Origin of the sequence: Colwellia sp. MB3u-4 (genome assembly GCF_014077065.1) — a bacterium.
Classification (GTDB): Bacteria; Pseudomonadota; Gammaproteobacteria; order Enterobacterales; family Alteromonadaceae; genus Cognaticolwellia.
Map to the genome: position 1 here is coordinate 1 of NZ_JACGVE010000087.1, position 19,999 is coordinate 19,999.

Consider the following 19,999-nt stretch of genomic DNA (forward strand, 5'->3'; position numbering starts at 1 on the left):
CGCAGAGAAAATGCATCTGGGCAAGACGCTTGATTGAGCAATAGCTGGCTATTGTGATTGAGAGCACCGTAGCCTTGGTGTATTTTAACCAGCACAAGTGGGCAATAACTTAATGAAATTGGTATTACTCAGCGCTCAATAAATTATCCCCATTTGATCTAAAGATTTTTAGACATAAAAAAGAGCGCCTAAGCGCTCTTTTTTTTATTTAAGCTTTGAGGTTAAGTCAAGCTAAAGCTTAAATTCTCGTACTGATTGTTGTAATTCTTCAGCTAAGCGGGCAACTTCACTGCTGGCTTCTGCCGTTTGCTTTGAGCCTGCTGTTGTTTGTTCAGCAATAGTAACAATTGACTCTAGATTTTCGCTTATTTCATGAGCAACAACACTTTGCTCCTCTGCGGCGGTTGCTATTTGCGAGCTACGGTCAAAGGCTTCATGCACCGCGTGTGTAATAGTATCAAGTGCTTGTTCGGCTTGAATACTTTGTTCAACACAGTTGGTTGCTTGCTTTTTACCTGTATCCATCACTACCACGGCTTTTTCTGCACCGGTTTGTAGTACTTCAATCATATTTTGAATTTCTTGGGTAGACACTTGAGTTCGGCTCGCCAAGGTTCTCACTTCATCAGCGACCACAGCAAAGCCTCGACCTTGCTCACCGGCACGAGCAGCTTCTATCGCTGCGTTTAGTGCTAATAAGTTGGTTTGCTCTGCAATACCTCTGATCACATCAAGAATGCCACCAATTGATGCGCTATCTTGTTGTAATTTATTAATGACTTGTGAAGCAGACTCTACTTCATTAGCTAATAGCTCAATAGTTTGGCGGTTATGACCAGAAATAACTTTAACCCGCTCAGCTTCGTCATCAGCATGTTTGATTTCAACTAAGGCATCATTCGCACTTGATAACACACTTTGTGCCGTACTGCTCATTTCAGTAGTAGCAGACGCCGCTTGTTCTACTTGCGTGCGTTGCTCTTCAATAGCTTTGGTACTTTGGGCAGTTACTGTCGACGTTTGCTCAGCCGCTGTTGCTAGCTGGGTTGAACGACTAACAATACTTTGAATTAAGTTGCGTAAACTATCGATTAATAAGTTGCAGTTAGCGGAAAGCTGAGCGAACTCATCATTGCCACTTTCATCTAGTTTGTGAGATAAGTCACCAGAAGCAACAATATTGAGCATTTCATTTACTCGTCTTAATGGGCGAATAATGCTGGTTAACGTTACCGACGCGATAACTATAGCTAGCACAATAGAAATTAAGGTGATAATAAGGGTATTAAGTGTGCCGTCAGATACAGACGTTTTGACTAAATCGCCGGTTGCTATGGCGGTTTTATTAGCTAAATTTACTTGTGTGGCTAATATGGCATTAGCACTATTAATACCATTTTCTGCGAGGTGTAAACTCGCCTTTGCCGTGGCAATTGCGTTTAGCTGATTATTTTTATGGCTAAAAATTCTCCCACTGCCAATGAGGTAAGCTTGCAATGCTGAAAAGCTATCGGTTAACTCATCAGCAATATTAGTGACACCTTGTTGCTTTAATTCATTAACGACATCATCGATTGATTTTTCAATATCATTAAAGGTGTTTTCGATTTGACTGGCAACCAGTGATGCAGATTGTTGATCTTTAATGTCATGATAATTCAGTGATGAACTAACCATACTATTGAGTAAGGTTTCTAAGCGTCTGGCTAAACTAACCGCACGTTGTAATTTGGTTGTTGCAAGTTTATGGTCGCCAAGATCTAATAAAATAGTCGCCATGTCGTCGGCTTTTTCTTCGATAATATATATTTTATCTAGCAAGGTTAGGTGTTGCTCTATGGCAAACTTTCTATTACGAAGTACATTGTCGATTTCTTTCTCTAAGCTATTGTAAACCGGATCTACTTCACGTAGGTTTTCGATTAAACTCGCTTCGTTTTTAACAATATCTTTCAAGCGCTTGAGCTGAGCTCTAAATTCACTCTTTTCAGTTTCAAAAGCGTTAAAGTTTTCTGCCAATGGTGCTAGTGCTGTTTGGTAATATGCGCGCAGCGTTAGGTTGCCAATATGGGTTAGATCGTTCGCTAACTTGTTACTTGTTTTTAACGTTGGTATCGCTAGTTCATTTTGCTGTTTTGTAGCATCGCCAATAGTATTTAAACTATTCCATGATATTACGCTGGTTAAAATGAGTAAAAGCGAAATAATGGTGAAGCCACCAATTATTTTTGTTGCTACGGTTAAGTTCATAAATCCCACCAATATATAAATTAAATCATACTTAGATCACACAATAAATAATAAGCGTTATTATTTATCTAGGTGATCATTCATTATTAGACTACAAAGGAATGTACATATATCTTTTGGCTAGTATAACAAGCTCAATTGCATTTTAAACCAATGCTATACATTATTTTGTGTTTATATGTGCTTGTTCAATAAATATTTTTTTATCGTGCCATCTTAGCATCGTCAGATGTTGTCCCCAAACACAGCCAGTATCAAGTGCATATATATTATTGGCTGGGCAATAACCCATCAAAGCAGCCCAATGGCCAAATATCCAATGGGTATTCTCATTAATATGGCCAAAATCAAACCAAGGTGATAATGCTTTTGGGGCGCTGCTGGGACTTTCTTTACAGCTAAAATCTAAACTACCGTCAGCGAAGCAATAGCGCATACGAGTTAGCGAATTGATGGTAAATCTAAAGCGAGCAACTTCATCGTTTGCCCTTAGCCAACTGATAGGTTGTTCGCCATACATCTTGCTTAACCACGTATGGCTTGCTGAAGAGGTTAAATGCTGTTGTGCTATTTTGGCTTGTTCAAGTGCTTGTTGAGGTGTCCACTGCGGGGAAAGCCCCGCATGGCTCATATAAGTTTCTTCATCAGGCAGTTTTTGAATAAGTGGCTGTTGAATTAACCAGTGCATTAATTCTGCTACGTCTGGAGCTGATAATAATGGCGCTAGGTGATCTTGCTTTTTCACTTTTTTAATACCGTGATAAACGGCAAGTAAGTGCAAGTCATGATTACCTAAAACCACTTTAGCACTTTGCCCAAGCGATTTAATAAAGCGCAAGGTTTCAAGAGAATTAGGCCCGCGGGCGACTAAATCACCGGCAACATAAAGTTGGTCGCTAACATTGGAAAAGCCCACTTGAGTTAATAAAGCCTTTAGTTCGCTATAGCAGCCTTGAATGTCTCCGACGAAATAAACAGCCATTAGTGCTCTCTAGTTTAATATATTGGGCTTTGCTAAGCGAAACAATGGGATTTCAACTTGCACTAACTTGGCTGATTTTCTTTGCATTTGGTAGTGCCCTTGCATATTACCCAAGGGAGACTTTAATACACAGCCACTGGTATAGGTAAAGTTTTGGCCGGCCTTGATAAAAGGTTGCTGACCAATAACACCTTCACCTGATACCGTGCTAGATTCACCGTTAGCGTCAGTAATTAACCAATAGCGACTGAGTAGCTGTACAGTTTCATCACTGTTATTTGTTACGGTGACAGTGTAACTAAAGACAAATTGTTGTTCGGCTTCGATAGATTGTTGCGCTAGATAGTCACTAACGACACTGACCTCAATATCAGCAACTGTTGCTACTTGGTTATCATTCATCGTTAAGCTCTATTGGATTGTCAGTAACAAAATTAGCTAACATGACAAAATCGGCTAAGGCTAAATTTTCAGCACGCAGTCCTGGGTCAATACCTAACGCGGTTAACTGTTCAGCAGAAATCAGCTTTTTAAAGCTGTTACGAATAGTCTTGCGACGCTGATTAAATGCCGCTAAACAAACTTTATTGAGCGAGTTAATATCCTTAACAGGATTTTTAATCACTTTATGCGGTATTAATCTCACAATGGCCGAGTCTACTTTAGGTGCAGGTTTAAAGGCTTCAGGACCTATTTCCATCACAGGTATAACTTGGCATTGGTATTGTGTCATGATGGACAAACGGCCATAAGCTTTACAGTTTTCACCCGATGCCATGCGTTGTACCACTTCTTTTTGCAGCATAAAGTGCATATCTTTCACTTTGTCTTTAAAAGTCAGTAAGTGAAAAATCAGCGGGGTTGAAATGTTATAAGGCAAATTACCAAAAATACGTAATGGTTTTTCGTCACTGGCTAATTGGGCAAAATCAAATTTTAAAGCATCTTCTTCATAGATAGTTAATTTAGCCGCTAAAAATGGATGATGGCGTAATCTATGTGCCAAATCTCGGTCTAACTCAATGACGCTGAGTTGACCCGCACGTTCGATAACAGGTTCGGTAAGTGCGCCTAATCCAGGACCAATTTCAACTAAATTTTCATTCGGCTCAGGGTTGATAACGTCAACAATATTGCTGATGATGGCGTCATTATGTAAAAAGTTTTGTCCAAAGCGTTTTTTGGCTTGATGACCCAAATGGGAATTTTTACTCATAGTATTTTATTGCTCGAATTAATCTTCTACATGGTTGTTAGCTAAGGTTATCGCTGTGTTTATCGCTTCTTTGAAACTACCCACATCTGCTTCATCGGTGCCAGCCAAATCTAAGGCGGTACCGTGATCAACAGATGTTCTGATAAATGGCAGTCCTAAAGTAATATTCACCGAAGAGCCAAAACCTTTATATTTAAGTACCGGTAAACCCTGATCATGAAACATAGTCAATATGGCATCAGCATCATCCAAGTATTTAGCTTGGAAAATGGTATCAGCAGGCAAGGGGCCAATAAGGTTCATGCCTTCTAAACGCAATTCGTCTAAAGCGGGGATCATCACATCGATTTCTTCACGGCCCAGATGGCCGTCTTCACCGGCATGCGGGTTAATGCCACAAACATAAATTTTAGGATCATGAATGCCAAATTTATCAATCAAATCGCGATGCAATATGCGGGTAACTTTTTGCAGCCTTTCGTGTGTGATGGCTTTAGAGACATAAGCTAAAGGTATATGAGTAGTGACTAGCGCCACTCTTAATCCTTCTGTCGCTAACATCATCACCACATCAGAACAGTTTGCTTGATTAGCAAAATATTCGGTATGGCCGCTAAACGCGATACCGGCTTTGTTGATTAAACCTTTATGAACAGGGCCAGTAACTACCGCATCAAATTCGCCAGAAATATTTTTCTCACTGGCAATACGCAAGGTTTCGACGACGTAGCGACCATTGTTAGCGTTAAGTACGCCAGGCTCACAAATATCGTCTAATGCTACCGGCAAGACAATCAGTGTTCCGGCTTTATGCGCGGTTATTTCATCATCGACGTTATAGGGTTTAATGATCAGTGGCAAATTTAATAATTTTGCCCGTGCGATTAATAACTCAGGAGATACGACCGCAACCATTTGCATAGGCCAATCTTGCTGCGCGACTTTTATCATCAGATCTGGGCCAATACCTGCTGGCTCTCCCGGTGTTATTGCTATTCGTTTTAACACTATTTTTTACCTATTTCTAAAACTTCTATATACGCTTCATCACGCAATTCTTTGATCCAACGTGCGCCTTCCATACCGAATTTACGGTTGTAAAGCAGTTGATAGACGCGGTTCTCATTCATTTGCTCAGTGGCGTCTAATGTTCTACGGCCAGTTAATTTAGCAATGTGCCAACCAAAAGACGAACGAAAAGGTTTATGTACTTCGTCAATGTCTAAACTTGCTAATGCTTCGGCAAAGGCGGGATCATATTTACTTGGCTCTGACCAACCTAAGTCGCCTCCACGCACAGAGGTAGGCCCCTCAGAGTACTCTTTGGCAAGCTCAGCAAAGTCAGCTTCACCAGCATTTAATTTGTCGACAAAACCTTGTAATAAAGCTTCTGCTTTGGCTTCACTGAGAATAATTGAGGGCTTAATTAAGATGTGGCTTGCTTTTACTTCTTCAATTTCCATGGTTTTACGACCACGAATATCGACTAATTTGACGATACTAAAACCTAAGCCAGTACGGATGGGACCAAAAATACTGCCCTTTTCTTGACCATCAACTATTTCAGAAAATAAGGTTGGCATTTCATTAATGGTTTTCCAACCTAAATCACCACCATCAAGGGCATTTCCGCCGCCAGATGAGGTCATAGCAATATTAGTAAAGTCGCTGCCGTTATTTAATAATTCAAGCACTTTTTCAGCACGAACTTTAGCCGCGCTGATATCCACTTGCTTTGGATTATTAGGAAACTCAATTAATATATGACCTAAACGATACTCTATATCAGCATTAGTTTGTTCTTTCATGACCGATAATAAGTTAGCGACTTCTTGTGGTGAGATATAAATGCGCCGACGTAAACTAGCGCGTCGAACTTCGCCTGAAATTAACTCGTTACGAATACTCTCACGATATTTTTCATAATCTAGGCCGTCTGCAACAAGTGATTGGCGCAATTCCTCAAGTGATTGCTTATTCTCCTGTGCCATATTTGATATGGTTTCATCAAGTTGGGCATCACTGATCTGAACGCCCATGCGCTCACCCAGTTGCGAGATTATCGCGTCATTAATTAACTTTTCCATGACTTGAACACGTAAAGCGCGGTCTGATGGTAAGGTTTGGTTATTTTTTTTTGCTTGTATAGTAACAGAGGCGATCAGGTCTTTAACTTCAGACTCTAATACAACACCACTATTAACTACCGCTGCTACTCGGTCAAGTTCAACCTCAACGGCCATACATTTCCCCAGTGAGCTTAAAATAAACACCGAGCTAAGCAGTAATAATTTCAATGAATTTTTCATGTAACGTAGGTTTCTTTTAATTAGTTATTGAGGAAGTAGGGGCGTTTATAGCCGAATATACTTGAATTAAACATATCTCCAACACTGTTGGACGATTTATTGCTATTTATACCATTATATACAAACTGAATATTAAAACTGCTATCAAATGCATCTCGATTTTCGTTTATGTTACTCGTGTCGTCAATGGTCGAATTAATATTGCGATGGTAGGTAAAGCGAATACCCCAACAGCAGCTACTATATTCAAGGCCAGCATAACTTTCGATACTGCGTTTACCTTGTAAGTCTTGGCTAAATCGGCCAACAATTTGCCAGCGCTGTGCAATCTTAATATTAGTGGCTAAAGACATTTGCTCTAATGACTCTCCTGAGACATCACGCGCATATCGATGGTTCAATTGAATTGTTTGATTATCGGAAAATAAATAATCAAATGAGGTTTGACTTTTATTCGTCACGCCTAAATCGCTGTTGTATTGAATGTCAGAACTAAATTGCCACTGGCGATTTATGTGGACAAAAATATCGGCAGCGAATGCTGATTTATCCACTAAAGCCTCTTGGTCGCTATCGTCAAAGTTACTATCATTTAAATAAACGATTCGCCCTAAACTCAAGCGCAGCACTTCAGTATTATCTGCGGTTAATAGTCGACTTGTTACCCCCCAAGATAGTTGATTAGCTTGTGCTATGCGATCAATGCCGCTGAAACGGCGGTCGCGAAATAAGCCGTTATAGTCATCTTGCAAGGTGGTTGTATCGTAAATACCGATATTTTTTTGCTCTTTATCTGGAATATAAAGATATTGTAATTGCGGCTCTAATGTTTGGTTATAGCCTTGATTAAATAAGCTTAGGTTGCGGTCAAAGTTTACTCCACCATGGAGACGTATTTTGGGTAAAGTTCTGCTAATATTTTTTTCTAACAGACTACCACTACGAATATTTTTCTGGCTGTAATTGGTTTGAAGTACTTTAAATTCTGAATTTAAAAACCAGGCAGGGGTAACTATGGGATATAACAAGCCCGCTTCTACATGGTACCTTTGTGCGGTGGGCTTGGTTTTATCCGCGGTATCAAAACTTGAAAACTCAGAATAAAGATCAAAAATACCGTCAAAATCAGCTAATGATTGCTGAAGGCTGAATTCTATTTGCGGTAAGGTTTTGTAACTCAGTTGATGGTTTCCCAAAAGCTCAAAATCTTGCATTTTTATCTTCGTTTGCCAATTATCTGCAAAGTAGGCAAGCTCGCCAATTTGATAAAGATAAGCGTCATTGGCGTTAAATTGATTACTGCCTAAATCCACCAGGTAATTATCATCACTGATAGCGGTGTAATCAACATGGGCCCTAAATCGCTCTGAAAATGTACCAATATGCTGAAGTCGTGCTAAATATCGTGCATTATCACTATTAATCAGCTTTGTGTCTTTATCGAGATATTCAACATCAATCTGCCCTGATTGTAAGTCCTGTAAATACCTAAATTGAGTAATTAATTGTGTGCCTCTTTGTGACATATAACGCGGTGTGATGGTGGCATCCATGTTTTCTGCAATGTTGAGATAATAGGGAGCCTCAACCTCTAAACCTGAATTGTTGGAGGTACTGATTGTTGGGTATAAAAAGCCTGACATTCGGTCATTACTGAGTGGCATAGTTAAATAGGGAATATATAAAATCGGGATATCGAAAAGGCTAAAGCGTGCATGATAAGCTTCAAGCGATTTTTTATCTGATGAAATGGTAATTTCACTAGCCCGCATTTGCCAATCAGGTACGGCGTCGTAACAGGTGGTAAAGCTTGAGTCGAGAAAGCTTAGGGTTTTACCATTGCCATTAATGTTGATTTTTTTCGCATTACCATGGCCAGCAGAGCCATTAAGTTGATACGAAGCGGCGTTCAGTGAGGTCGTTTGTTGCAGCTGGTTGATATTGAGCGAGTCGGCAAATATATCTATGCCTTTATTTTGAAAGTGAATGTCGCCATTTGCATCGACTGTAGCTGTGTCGCGGTTGACCGTTAATTGGTCAGCAACAACCGATTTATCTTGATTTAATAAAGTAACACCACCGGTAAAGTTCGCATATTGACCTTTTTTGATGGTTGAGGTTGTTGAGATAATCGTAAAATTTTCGTTGGCCTGCTTACCGGTTTCGTCAGCAATATTTGCGTAGAATGGAATCGGGCATTGGCTGGCTAGATTAGTATTTATTTCAGTACTTATTTTAGTACCTATTTCAGTATTTTGCGCCTTGCTACCAAATGTAAACGATATTAGGCAGACAAAGATAATTTTGTTTAGGGAAAAGCGCATTTATGGTCCGGGTAATTAACTTGAAAAATACAAAGCCTAGATTTAGAACGGCATTTTACCGCTAATAGCAATAATATAGCAATTTTCATTAGTCTGCTAATTAGTTATATTGGCAGAATCATTGGCATAATTTTTTTTAGAGCGATATTTCATTGAGTAACTTAAGAACTAGATATTTATTACAGTGGCTAGAAAGTCACTTTTCGGCGGAAAATATTAGCCTAATCCCCTTGACTGGAGATGCAGGTTTTCGACGTTACTTTCGCTTTCATAATCAAAGTCAGTGCTATATAGCGGTTGATGCACCCGTAAAATTATCAAATAACCAAGCATTTGTCGATGTACAGCAAGTTTTGCAGGACCTTGGGGTCAATGTGCCTAATATTATCGCGGCAGACCTTGAAGCCGGTTTTCTTTGTCTGAGTGATTTTGGTGACACTGTATTGGCTGAAAGACTATCAAGTGAAAACATGCAGCATTATTATGCGAACGCGATTATTGAGCTGAGCAAGATGCTTAAATGCAAAACAGCAGTCGTTGCAAAATTGCCTGATTATAATGCCCCATTTATCCTGACTGAATTGGTAATATTTAAAGAATGGTTGTTAGAAAAACACTTAGGTATTTATTTAACTGCGGATGAAGAAATAGCATTAAGCGCTTGTTTTGATGTTCTGGTTTCTGCCATTATTGCACAGCCTAAGGTTTTTATGCATCGTGACTATCACAGTCGAAATATTATGCTGTTGGCCGATGATAAACTGGGTGTTATTGATTTTCAAGATGCGGTAAAAGGCCCGGTTATTTATGATTTGGTGTCGTTACTTAAGGATTGTTACGTACGTTGGCCTAAGCAGTTAATAACGCCATTGATGGAAGATTATCGTCAACAAGTACAAAACTATTTTCCTGATGAAAACCTAAGCAAAGAAAAGTGGCAATATTGGTTTGATTTAACCGGACTACAACGCCATATAAAAGCTAGCGGTATTTTTGCCCGCTTGCATCATAGAGACAACAAGTCAGGGTATTTAGCGGATATTCCACTTACTTTGACCTACATACAAGATGTTAGCGCACAATATGATAAACTCAGCTTTTTGCACGAGTTAGTCACTAAACGAGTAATGCCCGCAGTAAATAAACGCAGTAAATAAACGCAGTGGATTTTAAATTAAATTTTGGATAATTTTTCATGAAAGCAATGATCTTAGCCGCAGGCCGGGGCGAACGTATGCGGTCCCTAACAGATGATTGCCCTAAGCCATTGCTGCAAGTTAACGGCATACCCTTGATTGAATATCACATCAAAAATTTAGTCGCGGCGGGTATTCAAAATATTGTCATCAATCACGCTTGGCTGGGTCAACAAATTGTTGATTATCTTGGCTGCGGCAAGCAATTTTCGGCTGATATTAGCTACAGTGCAGAGCCGGTAGCGTTGGAAACAGCGGGGGGAATTATTAAAGCACTACCGATGTTAGCCGAGCATGAAGATGACGTATTCATGGTGGTTAATGCGGATATTTATTGTGACTATAATTTTAAAAAATTACCATTATTATCCGCTAATTGTAACGCACACTTGCTGTTAGTTGAAAATCCAGAGCACAATCGCCAAGGCGACTTTGCACTTGTTAAGGGCATGTTAGCTAATCCCAAAAATAACCAGCAAGCCACTTACACCTTTAGTGGTATTGCGCTTTATAGAAAAAGCTTTTTTGAGCAAGAAAGCACAAGCGGGCATAAAGCCTTAATGGCACAACAAGCAGTGCAACCTTTAGCGCCGATGTTAAGAGCTGCTGCTGATCAGCAAAAAATCTCAGCGAGTGTGACAGACACGGCCTGGACTGATGTTGGCACACCTGAACGTTTAGCTAGACTAAACACTATTTAAAACAGTTTTACAGTTAATTAATTATCGAGTTTTACAATGCGAATTTGGGGTAAGGTTTTAGGTTTCTTGTTTGGTTTTATGCTAAGCAGGAGTATTATTGGTGCATTAATAGGGGCATGGATTGGACATCGTTTTGATAAAGGCATAGGGCTGGATTTTAGTGCTTTAGGTGGCGGTAAAAGTGATACCGAGCGTCAAGCGGCATTTTTTTATAGTAGCTTTTCAGTTATGGGCTATATGGCCAAAGCAGATGGTCAGGTTTCGCCACATGAAATTGCTTTTGCCAATGCCTATATGGATAAGTTGGGGTTAAAAGATGCCTTACGCCAACAAGCCCAAGAAGCATTTAGAGACGGTAAAACTACCGGTTTTCCACTGAGCGAACAATTAAAGAAATTAAAGTCTGCAGTAGGTAATCGCCGAGATTTATTATTGTTGTTTTTAGAAATTCAAATTCAAGTCGCCTTTGCCGACGGCAGTTTAGAGCAAGATGAACGTGATGCACTGCACCAAATTGCTAAGGGTTTAGGCTACTCAGCGCAAGAGTTAGATAAATTATTAGAAATGATTATTGCGGGTGCAAACTTTCATCAACAAGGTCAAAGTGGCTCAAATCATAGTTTTGCGCAATCAGGAAAACAACTGGAAAATGCTTATAAAGTGCTAGGTGTAACGGATAAAAATTCAGCGAGTGAGATTAAAAAAGCTTACCGCAAACTGATGTCTCAGCATCATCCTGATAAATTAGTCGCGAAAGGCTTACCCCCTGAAATGATGGAGACGGCTAAACAAAAAGCGCAAGACATTCAAGCCGCCTATGAGTTAGTCACTGCACAAAATAAGTGATCAGAGCCAGAACAATTAGCATGTTACCGCGCTGATGCGTGTGGTTACTTAAACACTTGCGATAGAAGTACCGTTAATTGTGTTAAACGGTACGTGCTCTGCTTGCAAGATAAGTTGTAAGTCGCGTACACTATTATTGAATTTGATTCATTCATTCATTGGGTAGCACAAATGTACTTTTCAGTAACTAACAGGCGACTTATCGCAATATGGCTCAGTGCTATATTGTTATTTTTGTCTGTGGCTGCTGCTGCGCATAGTGTTGAACATATTGATGATGGTGTTACAACTCACTGTACTTTGTGCTTTCACCAGCATCAATTTGATCAAGTACTGCCGCAGCATGACGTCAAACTTGGCTTTATTTCTCAACCAATTGAACAAACTACTAGTATTCGACTAATAATAACACTGACTCATAGTGTTACTTATCGTAGTCGTGCCCCTCCTCTCACACTCTAAAACATCTTATACCTAGTTGATAACATTAATAATCAAACCGGTATTTTTTAACAATTTAAAGTTTTACCAAGCGCTTGTTTTTAATTAACACGCGATTTGTGTATTCGTATTTAATTTATTTTAGAGATTTTTAACAATGAAAAATTTTCAATTTTTACCTACCTGCTTTTCGGCAAAGTTGCCGATAAAATTAAGCGCAGCAATGGTTATATCTAGCTTTTTCCCTCTGCTTTCACAAGCGCAAACACCAACACTTTCTAACCTAACCGTCAGTGCGGTTTTAGATGGTTATTACCAAAGCGAAGATCGCCTGATGACCGAACGAGCAAAAGGTTTTGGCATTGGTGAAACTGAACTGGCATTGAGTGCCAGTATTGATGATATGTTTTTTGGCAAACTCACCACAGTTTTCGAATCACATGATGGCGAAAGCGAAGTGAATGTTGAGGAAGCCTTTATTCAAACTATGGCGCTACCTAACGGTTTTACCGTACGTGCAGGTCGTTTTCTATCAGATATTGGTTATTTAAATAACCAACATCTTCATAGTGACTCTTTTACCAGTAGACCCAGTGCTTATCGAGCATTTTTAGGTGGGCATTACTTCGACGACGGCTTGAGATTTAGTTACATTGCACCCACAGATTTATACTGGACTATGGGCGTAGAAGCCTTTTCAGGTGATAGTCTTAGAGCGGCCGATGAGCATGGTGAACGAGCGTTTGACAGCACAGGTGTTTATACCGCATTTACTAAAATTGGTGGCGATATTTCCATTGAAAGCTCATGGCAGTTAGGGCTGAGTTATTTACGTAATGAAAATGGCCAATTAACGCCTGAAGAGCATGAAGAAGACCATGGAGCAGCAGCCGATGAAGCCGTAGCTGAAAACCCAGATGATCATGCGCATGCTGCAAGCTACACAGGTAAAAATACCTTTATAACTGACTTTGTTTATAAATGGGCACCTAATGGTAACTATAAATATCAACATTTAACCCTCAGTGCTGAGTATTTTAGAGTCAGTGACTTTATGGTGCCTAAGCTTGATGAGCTTGATGAGTTACTTGCTGGAGCAGAAGACCATGCCGATGATGGTGAAGCTAATAGTAAAGATTATCATCAAGCTTGGTATGTCAGTGGTGTTTATCAATTCTCACCGAATTGGTCGGCAGGATTACGTTATGGCAAGTTAGATAGTCAATTGCAACATGAAGCACACTTTGATCAACAAACACTGAAGGAAACTGAACTCAGTATCGCTTGGCACAATAGTCACTTTTCTACCGTGAGATTAGAGTTTAGTCATCAGAGTAATCTTGGTTTTGAAAATGCGAATAATGACAAGGTTATGACCTTACAATATGTTATGGCAATGGGAGCACACAATGCGCATCAATTTTAAATTACTATTAGGCAGTGCTTTACTGACCTTGAGTCACGGTGCTTTGGCGCAAATGAATATTTTTGCTTGTGAGCCTGAGTATGCCGCTTTAGCCAAGGAACTTGCGCCAGATGCTCGAATATACTCGGCTACAACCGCGATGCAAGACCCACATCAAGTACAAGCTCGGCCAAGTTTGATTGCTAAAATGCGCCAAGCAGATCTGGTTATCTGCGCCGGTGCTGAATTAGAAGTTGGTTGGTTACCTATGTTGCAAATGAAAGCGGCTAACGTGCAAGTGCGTAGCACAGAAAAAGGTTTGTTTTTTGCGACAGAGCAGGTAAAAACCTTAGATCAAATGAGCAATGTCGACCGTAGTATGGGCGATGTACATAGCTTAGGTAATCCGCATGTACATTTTTCGCCGCCGCGTATGCTAACTATTGCTCAAGCGTTAACAGATAAGTTAATTCAACTTGATGAAGAGCAAAGTGCTAAGTATCAACAGCAGTTAAGTCGTTTTTCTTCACGTTGGCAATTAGCCATGACCAAGTGGCAAGTAAAAGCCCGTGGTTTGCAAGGCATGAAAGTGATTGCGTATCACTCAAGCTTTCGTTATTTGTTTGACTTTGCCAATATTGAACAAGTAGCAGACTTAGAGCCTAAACCCGGTTTGCCGCCAACCAGTAGTCACCTTGCAAGCTTGTTAAAACGAGCTAAAAAAGGTGATGTAGCGGCAATTATTATTGCTTCTTATCAAGACAAACGTGGCGCGAATTGGTTAGCAGAAAAGTCTAATTTACCGGTTATTGTATTGCCACTATCGGTTGGTGGTAATGAGCAAAGTAAAGATTTATTTAGCTTATATGACAGTATTCTAGATTTATTGACACAAGCATATCGCGCACAAAAATAGCATTAGCTGTTAGAGGTACCTTTGATGGATTATGAATTACTGACCATATTATTGCCGGCCTTTGCTGCGGGTATATTAGTGCTTTCAACCCATGTTGTGCTAGGTAAGCAAGTATTAAAGCGTGGCATTATTTTTATTGATTTAGCTATCGCCCAAATTGCCGCTTTAGGCGCTATTGTTGTGCGTATGGATCATGATATTGCTGAACTTGCCTATGCACATGTTTGGATGCCAGCGCTATTTGCTTTAGCTGGGGCGGGCATTATTGCTTGGTTAGCTAAGCATATGGCAGAAGAATTGGAAGCCATGATAGGGTGTTTTTACGTCTTATCAGCCGTGAGCGCTATGTTATTGTTAGCTAATGACCCTCATGGCGCTGAACTGCTTAAACAGCTCATGTCAGGACAAATCCTCTGGGTAAGTTGGCAACAATTGTTGTTACCTACTGTGGTCTATAGTGCGATTTTGGCGCTTATATTTTATAAGCCTAAAATATTAGATGGCGCAGCTTTCTATCTAATATTTGCGCTAGTGATAACATTATCGGTTGAGCTTGTTGGCGTTTATCTTGTGTTTAGTACCTTAATATTACCCGCACTGGCGATTAATAAATTACAGACAAAACGGGTATTACTCTGGGCTTATGGCGTGGGTTTGGTGGGTTACTTATTTGGTTTGTGTTTATCAGCCAGTTTTGACCTACCCAGTGGTGCGGCGATTGTGGCTACATTAGCCCTAAGTGCGGTAGTTTTTAGGCTAGTCAGTAAAGTCGCTTTAAAAAATCAGTGATGTTTTAATACCTAAAAAGAATAAAGCCAGCATGTTGAACATGCTGGCTTTATAAAACAAAGTTATCACTCACTGCGCTTAATACTTAGAAACTGTAGACCAGAGTCATGGCAGTTTCGGTATTAACATTTTCTTTGTCATCTTCCACATCAGTGTTGTAATCTAAGGTAAAGCTAAACTTAAGCTGCAAAGTTTCAAGTAACTTTGTGGTGATTGATGTTCTCGCTTGATAAGTGCTATTTTCGTCTGCTTTTGGTGCGTACTTAGCGACAACTAATTGCTTAAATAAAACGTGTTCATTTATTTGACGCTTGTATAAAGCCTGGGCTTGAATAATAAAAGCAGATTTAGATTGTTCTGTTTGAAGGTCAGTTTTGCGAATAACGTCGCGCTTGAAACCTGGGCCAATATCGGCATCTAGTGTTGCTTGTTTAGATTCGAACCAACGACGACCCCAACCGGTTGAAACTGAACTTTGGCTTTTGAAATTACTAAAACGATTATCTTCATAAGAAACGTTACCATAGATATAGTTTGGGCTCGCTGTATCAATATTGTAATTTGTTTGGCCAACAGCAGTCCATTTTTGATCACTGGTGGTAAAATGTTCTTCACCGTTTTCATCTTCTTGCTCACTCTTCTTGACCAGTAAGCCCAATGTTACTGTGGATTTCCAATCATCAACTTCGTAAGTAAAATCAAAACCGGATTTAATATCAGCACTATTAGTGTCACCTGTTTTAAAAAGCATACCTAACTCTGCCGAAGCCGTATAAGGTGACTCTACTACTGGTGTGCTTGCTTCTTCTGCTAGCGATGTTAGTGATACACAACATAATGCGGCTGATAATAACTTATGACTCATTTTTTTCCTCTTTATTCATGTGAATAGATAATTGTGGGAATGGGATTTCGATACCTGCGTCATCCAATTCAGTTTTAATTTTTTCTAGTAAATCGTAGTAAGTTGGCCAGTAATCTGCAGAGTTAACCCAAGGTCTTACCACGAAATTAACGCTGCTGTCAGCAAGTGCTGATACACCTACGGTTACTGCTTGGTCTTTTAATACTCTTTCGTCGGCACTGGCTATAGCGAGTAACAGTGCTTTAGTTTTTGCCAGGTCGGCTTCATAGCTTACCCCGATGATTAAATCGATTCTTCTGGTTGCTTTGGTTGAGTAATTGGTAATAGTGCCACTAGTGATCGCACCATTGGGGATAATAACGGTTTTATTATCCCCAGTTCTCAATTGAGTGGAGAATATTAAAATTTGTTCAACCATACCGGCAACACCAGCGACTTCGATAAAATCGCCTGATTTAAAGGGTTTAAAAACAATCAGTAATACGCCCGAAGCAAAGTTTGATAATGAACCTTGTAATGCTAGACCTATCGCTAAACCGGCGGCACCAACAATAGCGACTAATGACGTGGTGTTAAAGCCTAAGTGTGATATAGCGGCAACAATAACAATGAAAAATAACATACCGTAAAGCAAACTGCTAATGAAGGAAATAATCGCTTCATCCATGCCCTTATGGCGCATAACTTTGATTACGCCTTGGCGAACCATTTTGGCAATAAACTTACCGACGATAATGATGGCTACTGCAACGATTAATTTAATCGCAAAATCGATCAACAATGTTTGGTTATCGACAAACCAGTTTTGAATAGTGTCCATTATGTATCCTAAGGTTTCTGATAAAAGTTTAATTATAATAAACATCAATTGAAATATCATTATATTGTTAATAAATTAAGCGATTTATTAACGATGTGATTATATTTCAATTGATTAGCTTTTTGATGCACGTTTGTCTTTAAAAGTGATCGTTAAAAAGCAGACGAAAAAAATCCGATGAATAATATCCATCGGATTATTTGCTAGCGTATTAAACTAAATAGGACTAATAGATTGTCGTTATTTTTAACTTTAATTAATTACTTACTTAATTAAAGCATCCAATTTGCCAGTAGAATATTGCATAAACATGTTATCAAGCGAGATAGGCTTAATTGCTGATGCATGTCCAACGCTGCCAAAGGCTTCGTAACGCGCTTTACAAATATCGTACATAGCTTGTGTTGATGCTTTTAAGAATTTACGTGGGTCAAATTCACTTGGGTTTTCGGCTAAGAAACGACGAACGGCACCCGTAGACGCTAAACGTAAATCGGTATCTATGTTGATTTTGCGCACACCATTTTTAATACCTTCTTGAATTTGCTCAACCGGTACACCATAAGTTTCTGGTATCTTGCCACCAAATTCATTAATAATAGCTAACCAGTCTTGTGGCACTGAAGAAGAACCGTGCATCACTAAATGTGTATTAGGAATACGGTTATGAATGGCTTTAATACGATCAATCGCTAAGATATCGCCCGTAGGTGGACGGGTAAATTTATAAGCACCGTGAGAAGTACCACAGGCAATAGCTAAGGCGTCAACTTGTGTTTTTTGCACAAAGTCAGCGGCTTCTTCAGGATCAGTTAGCATTTGCTCCATGGTCAATTTACCGACTGCGCCAATGCCATCTTCTTCACCGGCTTCACCTGTTTCAAGCGAACCTAAACAACCTAGTTCACCTTCAACTGAAACACCACAGGCGTGCGCCATTTCAACAGTACGGCGAGTAACATCAACATTGTATTCATAGCTTGAAGGCGTTTTACCGTCAGTCATTAATGAACCGTCCATCATCACAGATGAAAAACCTAACTGAATTGAACGTTGGCAAACACCTGGTGAGGTGCCGTGATCTTGGTGCATTACCACAGGTATATGAGGGAACTCTTCAATAGCAGCTAAAATTAAGTGCCGTAAAAAGGGTGCGCCGGCATAAGCTCTGGCGCCTGCTGAACCCTGCAAAATTACCGGACTGTTGGTGTCGTTGGCGGCAAGCATGATAGCTCTAACTTGTTCTAAATTGTTAACGTTAAAGGCTGGGATACCGTAACCGTTTTCGGCCGCATGATCTAACATTTGGCGCATAGAAACTAAAGCCATGAACTAACTCCTGTGATTGTAAATAGTGACAAAATTGATTGTTAACAAGTTTCATTGTGAAACTTATTGCTTTCGTAACGTAAGTATATCAGATGAATTTAGTAATTTGCACTAGAAAAAAATGATCAATATTGCTTAAAATATAAATTTTTTTTAATTTACAGCTTCTGTATATTAATTACGTAAGTAATGGTGTTTTAAGCAGGCTTTAGCATAATAAGTTGTAGTATTGGTGTAAATTTACTACGAAATAGACAGTGTAATGAATAATATTTTTATGCTTAATTTGAGTCACTGAAAATAAATAACCTAATGAAAGTCTTATTGAAAAAAATGTGAAAAAAATGTGAAAAAAAAGCTGACAGCACAATTAAGTGCTGTCAGCTTTTTAAGATAAAATATTTATTTTTTGAGCGAGTTTATGCTTTAGCGCGCGCTTCTAAAATTTCTACTGCAGGCAATTTTTTGCCTTCTAAAAATTCAAGAAAAGCACCACCACCGGTTGAAATATAAGATATTTTATCGGCAATACCATATTTATCAACCGCGGCTAAGGTGTCACCACCTCCGGCAATAGAGAATGCCTTGCTATTGGCAATAGCGTGGGCGATAACTTCAGTACCTTTACCAAATTGGTCGAATTCAAAGACACCAACGGGGCCATTCCATACGACGGTACCGGCATTAGCGATAATATCTGCCAAGGCTTTTGCGCTCTCTGGGCCAATATCAAAAATCATATCGCCATCGGCTACGTCGCTAACATTTTTAAGTGTTGCTACAGCGGTTTCAGAAAATTCTTGACCAACCACCACATCGGTCGGTACTGGAATTGAACCATTATTGTCGCTCGCTTGTTTAGTTAAGCGTTTTGCTTCATCAACTAAATCAGCTTCGAATAATGATTTACCCACATTGTGACCTTGCGAGGCAATAAAAGTATTGGCAATACCACCACCAACAACCAGTTGGTCAACAATACCGGCTAATGAGTCTAGCACGGTAAGTTTAGTTGACACTTTTGAGCCACCAACAATCGCCACCAATGGACGGGCAGGGTTATCAAGTGCTTGTGATAACGCGGTTAATTCACCCGCTAACAGTGGGCCGGCACAGGCAGTAGCGGCATATTTTGCGACGCCATGTGTACTGGCTTGTGCGCGATGAGCCGTGCCAAATGCGTCCATAACGAAAATGTCACACAACGCGGCTAATTTTTTCGATAAGGCGTCATCATTGCTTTGCTCGCCAACATTAAAGCGAATGTTTTCAAATATCACCAATTCGCCAATATTAACCTCTACGCCATCAAGGTAATCTGTGACTAAACGAACCGGTACGTTAAGTGCGGCACTTAGATAATCGGCTACAGGCTGCAAAGAAAATTCGGCATTATATTCGCCTTCAGTTGGACGGCCTAAGTGCGACATAACCATCACTTTTGCACCCGCATCTAAGGCTAATCTCAGTGTGGGTAAGGCCGCTCTTAAGCGCGCATCAGAGGTGATTTTGCCCTCTTTAACTGGTACATTTAAGTCTTCACGAATGAGCACACGTTGGTTGTTTAATGCTAAGTCGGTCATTTTGATTACTGACATGTTTATTCCCTG

General features: G+C 39.8%; 18 protein-coding genes. 7 read left to right on the plus strand and 11 right to left on the minus strand.

From position 1 onward, the window contains the following. Nucleotides 1-231 precede the first annotated feature (231 nt). The 7 genes from H4J61_RS14105 to H4J61_RS14135 form a co-directional block, all read right to left on the minus strand. Nucleotides 232-2,250: a methyl-accepting chemotaxis protein gene (locus H4J61_RS14105; protein WP_182185564.1), complete on the minus strand. Its 2,019-nt coding sequence runs from the start codon at nt 2,248-2,250 to the stop codon at nt 232-234. 163 nt (nt 2,251-2,413) lie between these two features. After that, nucleotides 2,414-3,232 carry a symmetrical bis(5'-nucleosyl)-tetraphosphatase gene (locus H4J61_RS14110; RefSeq protein WP_182185566.1) on the minus strand — a complete coding sequence of 273 codons (819 nt, stop codon included), beginning with the start codon at nt 3,230-3,232 and terminating at the stop codon, nt 2,414-2,416. 9 nt (nt 3,233-3,241) lie between these two features. Further along, nucleotides 3,242-3,634: a Co2+/Mg2+ efflux protein ApaG gene (gene apaG, locus H4J61_RS14115; RefSeq protein ID WP_182137040.1), complete on the minus strand. Its 393-nt coding sequence runs from the start codon at nt 3,632-3,634 to the stop codon at nt 3,242-3,244. Beyond that, nucleotides 3,627-4,448, minus strand: coding sequence for a 16S rRNA (adenine(1518)-N(6)/adenine(1519)-N(6))-dimethyltransferase RsmA (gene rsmA, locus H4J61_RS14120; RefSeq protein ID WP_182185569.1), 822 nt, complete (start codon nt 4,446-4,448; stop codon nt 3,627-3,629). Before rsmA ends, apaG begins: the two co-directional genes overlap by 8 nt. 18 nt (nt 4,449-4,466) lie before the next feature. Continuing rightward, complete coding sequence (gene pdxA, locus H4J61_RS14125) at nt 4,467-5,459, minus strand: 4-hydroxythreonine-4-phosphate dehydrogenase PdxA (protein WP_182185623.1); 993 nt, start codon at nt 5,457-5,459, stop codon at nt 4,467-4,469. Further along, a complete protein-coding gene (gene surA / locus H4J61_RS14130) occupies nt 5,456-6,778 on the minus strand; it encodes a peptidylprolyl isomerase SurA (protein WP_404852069.1) in 1,323 nt (440 codons plus the stop codon). The genes pdxA and surA overlap by 4 nt, the downstream gene beginning before the upstream one ends. Further along, nucleotides 6,778-9,081: an LPS-assembly protein LptD gene (locus H4J61_RS14135; RefSeq protein ID WP_182185580.1), complete on the minus strand. Its 2,304-nt coding sequence runs from the start codon at nt 9,079-9,081 to the stop codon at nt 6,778-6,780. Before H4J61_RS14135 ends, surA begins: the two co-directional genes overlap by 1 nt. 152 nt (nt 9,082-9,233) lie before the next feature. On the opposite strand from H4J61_RS14135, the gene H4J61_RS14140 reads away from it, so the two are divergent. From H4J61_RS14140 to H4J61_RS14170, 7 genes are all read left to right on the plus strand, one after another. Further along, nucleotides 9,234-10,238, plus strand: coding sequence for an aminoglycoside phosphotransferase family protein (locus H4J61_RS14140; RefSeq protein WP_182185582.1), 1,005 nt, complete (start codon nt 9,234-9,236; stop codon nt 10,236-10,238). Between the two features lie 38 nt (nt 10,239-10,276). Further along, entirely contained in the window at nt 10,277-10,978 is a 702-nt protein-coding gene (gene murU, locus H4J61_RS14145; protein ID WP_182185584.1) for an N-acetylmuramate alpha-1-phosphate uridylyltransferase MurU, read from the plus strand. A 36-nt stretch (nt 10,979-11,014) separates the two neighbouring features. Next, nucleotides 11,015-11,824, plus strand: a complete 810-nt coding sequence (gene djlA, locus H4J61_RS14150) for a co-chaperone DjlA (RefSeq protein WP_182185586.1) — start codon at nt 11,015-11,017, stop codon at nt 11,822-11,824. A 171-nt stretch (nt 11,825-11,995) separates the two neighbouring features. Continuing rightward, nucleotides 11,996-12,286: an ABC-type zinc uptake system zinc chaperone gene (locus tag H4J61_RS14155; protein WP_182185630.1), complete on the plus strand. Its 291-nt coding sequence runs from the start codon at nt 11,996-11,998 to the stop codon at nt 12,284-12,286. Nucleotides 12,287-12,488: 202 nt separating this feature from the next. Next, nucleotides 12,489-13,691: an outer membrane beta-barrel protein gene (locus H4J61_RS14160; protein WP_182185625.1), complete on the plus strand. Its 1,203-nt coding sequence runs from the start codon at nt 12,489-12,491 to the stop codon at nt 13,689-13,691. Then, complete coding sequence (locus tag H4J61_RS14165; RefSeq protein WP_182185588.1) at nt 13,675-14,586, plus strand: metal ABC transporter solute-binding protein, Zn/Mn family; 912 nt, start codon at nt 13,675-13,677, stop codon at nt 14,584-14,586. Before H4J61_RS14160 ends, H4J61_RS14165 begins: the two co-directional genes overlap by 17 nt. 21 nt (nt 14,587-14,607) lie before the next feature. Then, nucleotides 14,608-15,375, plus strand: coding sequence for a metal ABC transporter permease (locus H4J61_RS14170; protein WP_182185591.1), 768 nt, complete (start codon nt 14,608-14,610; stop codon nt 15,373-15,375). Between the two features lie 85 nt (nt 15,376-15,460). Here H4J61_RS14170 and H4J61_RS14175 read toward each other — a convergent pair whose 3' ends face one another. From H4J61_RS14175 to H4J61_RS14190, 4 genes are all read right to left on the minus strand, one after another. Continuing rightward, nucleotides 15,461-16,240 (minus strand): YdiY family protein, encoded by a 780-nt coding sequence (locus H4J61_RS14175; RefSeq protein ID WP_182185593.1) that lies wholly within the window; start codon nt 16,238-16,240, stop codon nt 15,461-15,463. Next, a complete protein-coding gene (locus tag H4J61_RS14180) occupies nt 16,230-17,060 on the minus strand; it encodes a mechanosensitive ion channel domain-containing protein (protein WP_220461278.1) in 831 nt (276 codons plus the stop codon). Before H4J61_RS14180 ends, H4J61_RS14175 begins: the two co-directional genes overlap by 11 nt. Before the next feature lie 264 nt (nt 17,061-17,324). Continuing rightward, a complete protein-coding gene (gene fba, locus H4J61_RS14185; RefSeq protein ID WP_182137053.1) occupies nt 17,325-18,389 on the minus strand; it encodes a class II fructose-bisphosphate aldolase in 1,065 nt (354 codons plus the stop codon). A gap of 419 nt (nt 18,390-18,808) precedes the next feature. After that, complete coding sequence (locus H4J61_RS14190) at nt 18,809-19,987, minus strand: phosphoglycerate kinase (RefSeq protein ID WP_182185597.1); 1,179 nt, start codon at nt 19,985-19,987, stop codon at nt 18,809-18,811. Nucleotides 19,988-19,999 lie beyond the last annotated feature (12 nt).

Coding starts and splice junctions, on each gene's coding strand:
- H4J61_RS14155 (WP_182185630.1), top strand. CDS start 11,996: ATGTACTTTTCAGTAACTAACAGGCGACTTATCGCAATATGGCTCAGT.
- H4J61_RS14165 (WP_182185588.1), top strand. CDS start 13,675: ATGCGCATCAATTTTAAATTACTATTAGGCAGTGCTTTACTGACCTTG.
- murU (WP_182185584.1), top strand. CDS start 10,277: ATGAAAGCAATGATCTTAGCCGCAGGCCGGGGCGAACGTATGCGGTCC.
- H4J61_RS14110 (WP_182185566.1), bottom strand. CDS start 3,232: ATGGCTGTTTATTTCGTCGGAGACATTCAAGGCTGCTATAGCGAACTA.
- fba (WP_182137053.1), bottom strand. CDS start 18,389: ATGGCTTTAGTTTCTATGCGCCAAATGTTAGATCATGCGGCCGAAAAC.
- apaG (WP_182137040.1), bottom strand. CDS start 3,634: ATGAATGATAACCAAGTAGCAACAGTTGCTGATATTGAGGTCAGTGTC.
- H4J61_RS14190 (WP_182185597.1), bottom strand. CDS start 19,987: ATGTCAGTAATCAAAATGACCGACTTAGCATTAAACAACCAACGTGTG.
- H4J61_RS14160 (WP_182185625.1), top strand. CDS start 12,489: ATGGTTATATCTAGCTTTTTCCCTCTGCTTTCACAAGCGCAAACACCA.
- H4J61_RS14105 (WP_182185564.1), bottom strand. CDS start 2,250: ATGAACTTAACCGTAGCAACAAAAATAATTGGTGGCTTCACCATTATT.
- H4J61_RS14135 (WP_182185580.1), bottom strand. CDS start 9,081: ATGCGCTTTTCCCTAAACAAAATTATCTTTGTCTGCCTAATATCGTTT.
- H4J61_RS14180 (WP_220461278.1), bottom strand. CDS start 17,060: ATGGACACTATTCAAAACTGGTTTGTCGATAACCAAACATTGTTGATC.
- H4J61_RS14175 (WP_182185593.1), bottom strand. CDS start 16,240: ATGAGTCATAAGTTATTATCAGCCGCATTATGTTGTGTATCACTAACA.
- djlA (WP_182185586.1), top strand. CDS start 11,015: ATGCGAATTTGGGGTAAGGTTTTAGGTTTCTTGTTTGGTTTTATGCTA.
- rsmA (WP_182185569.1), bottom strand. CDS start 4,448: ATGAGTAAAAATTCCCATTTGGGTCATCAAGCCAAAAAACGCTTTGGA.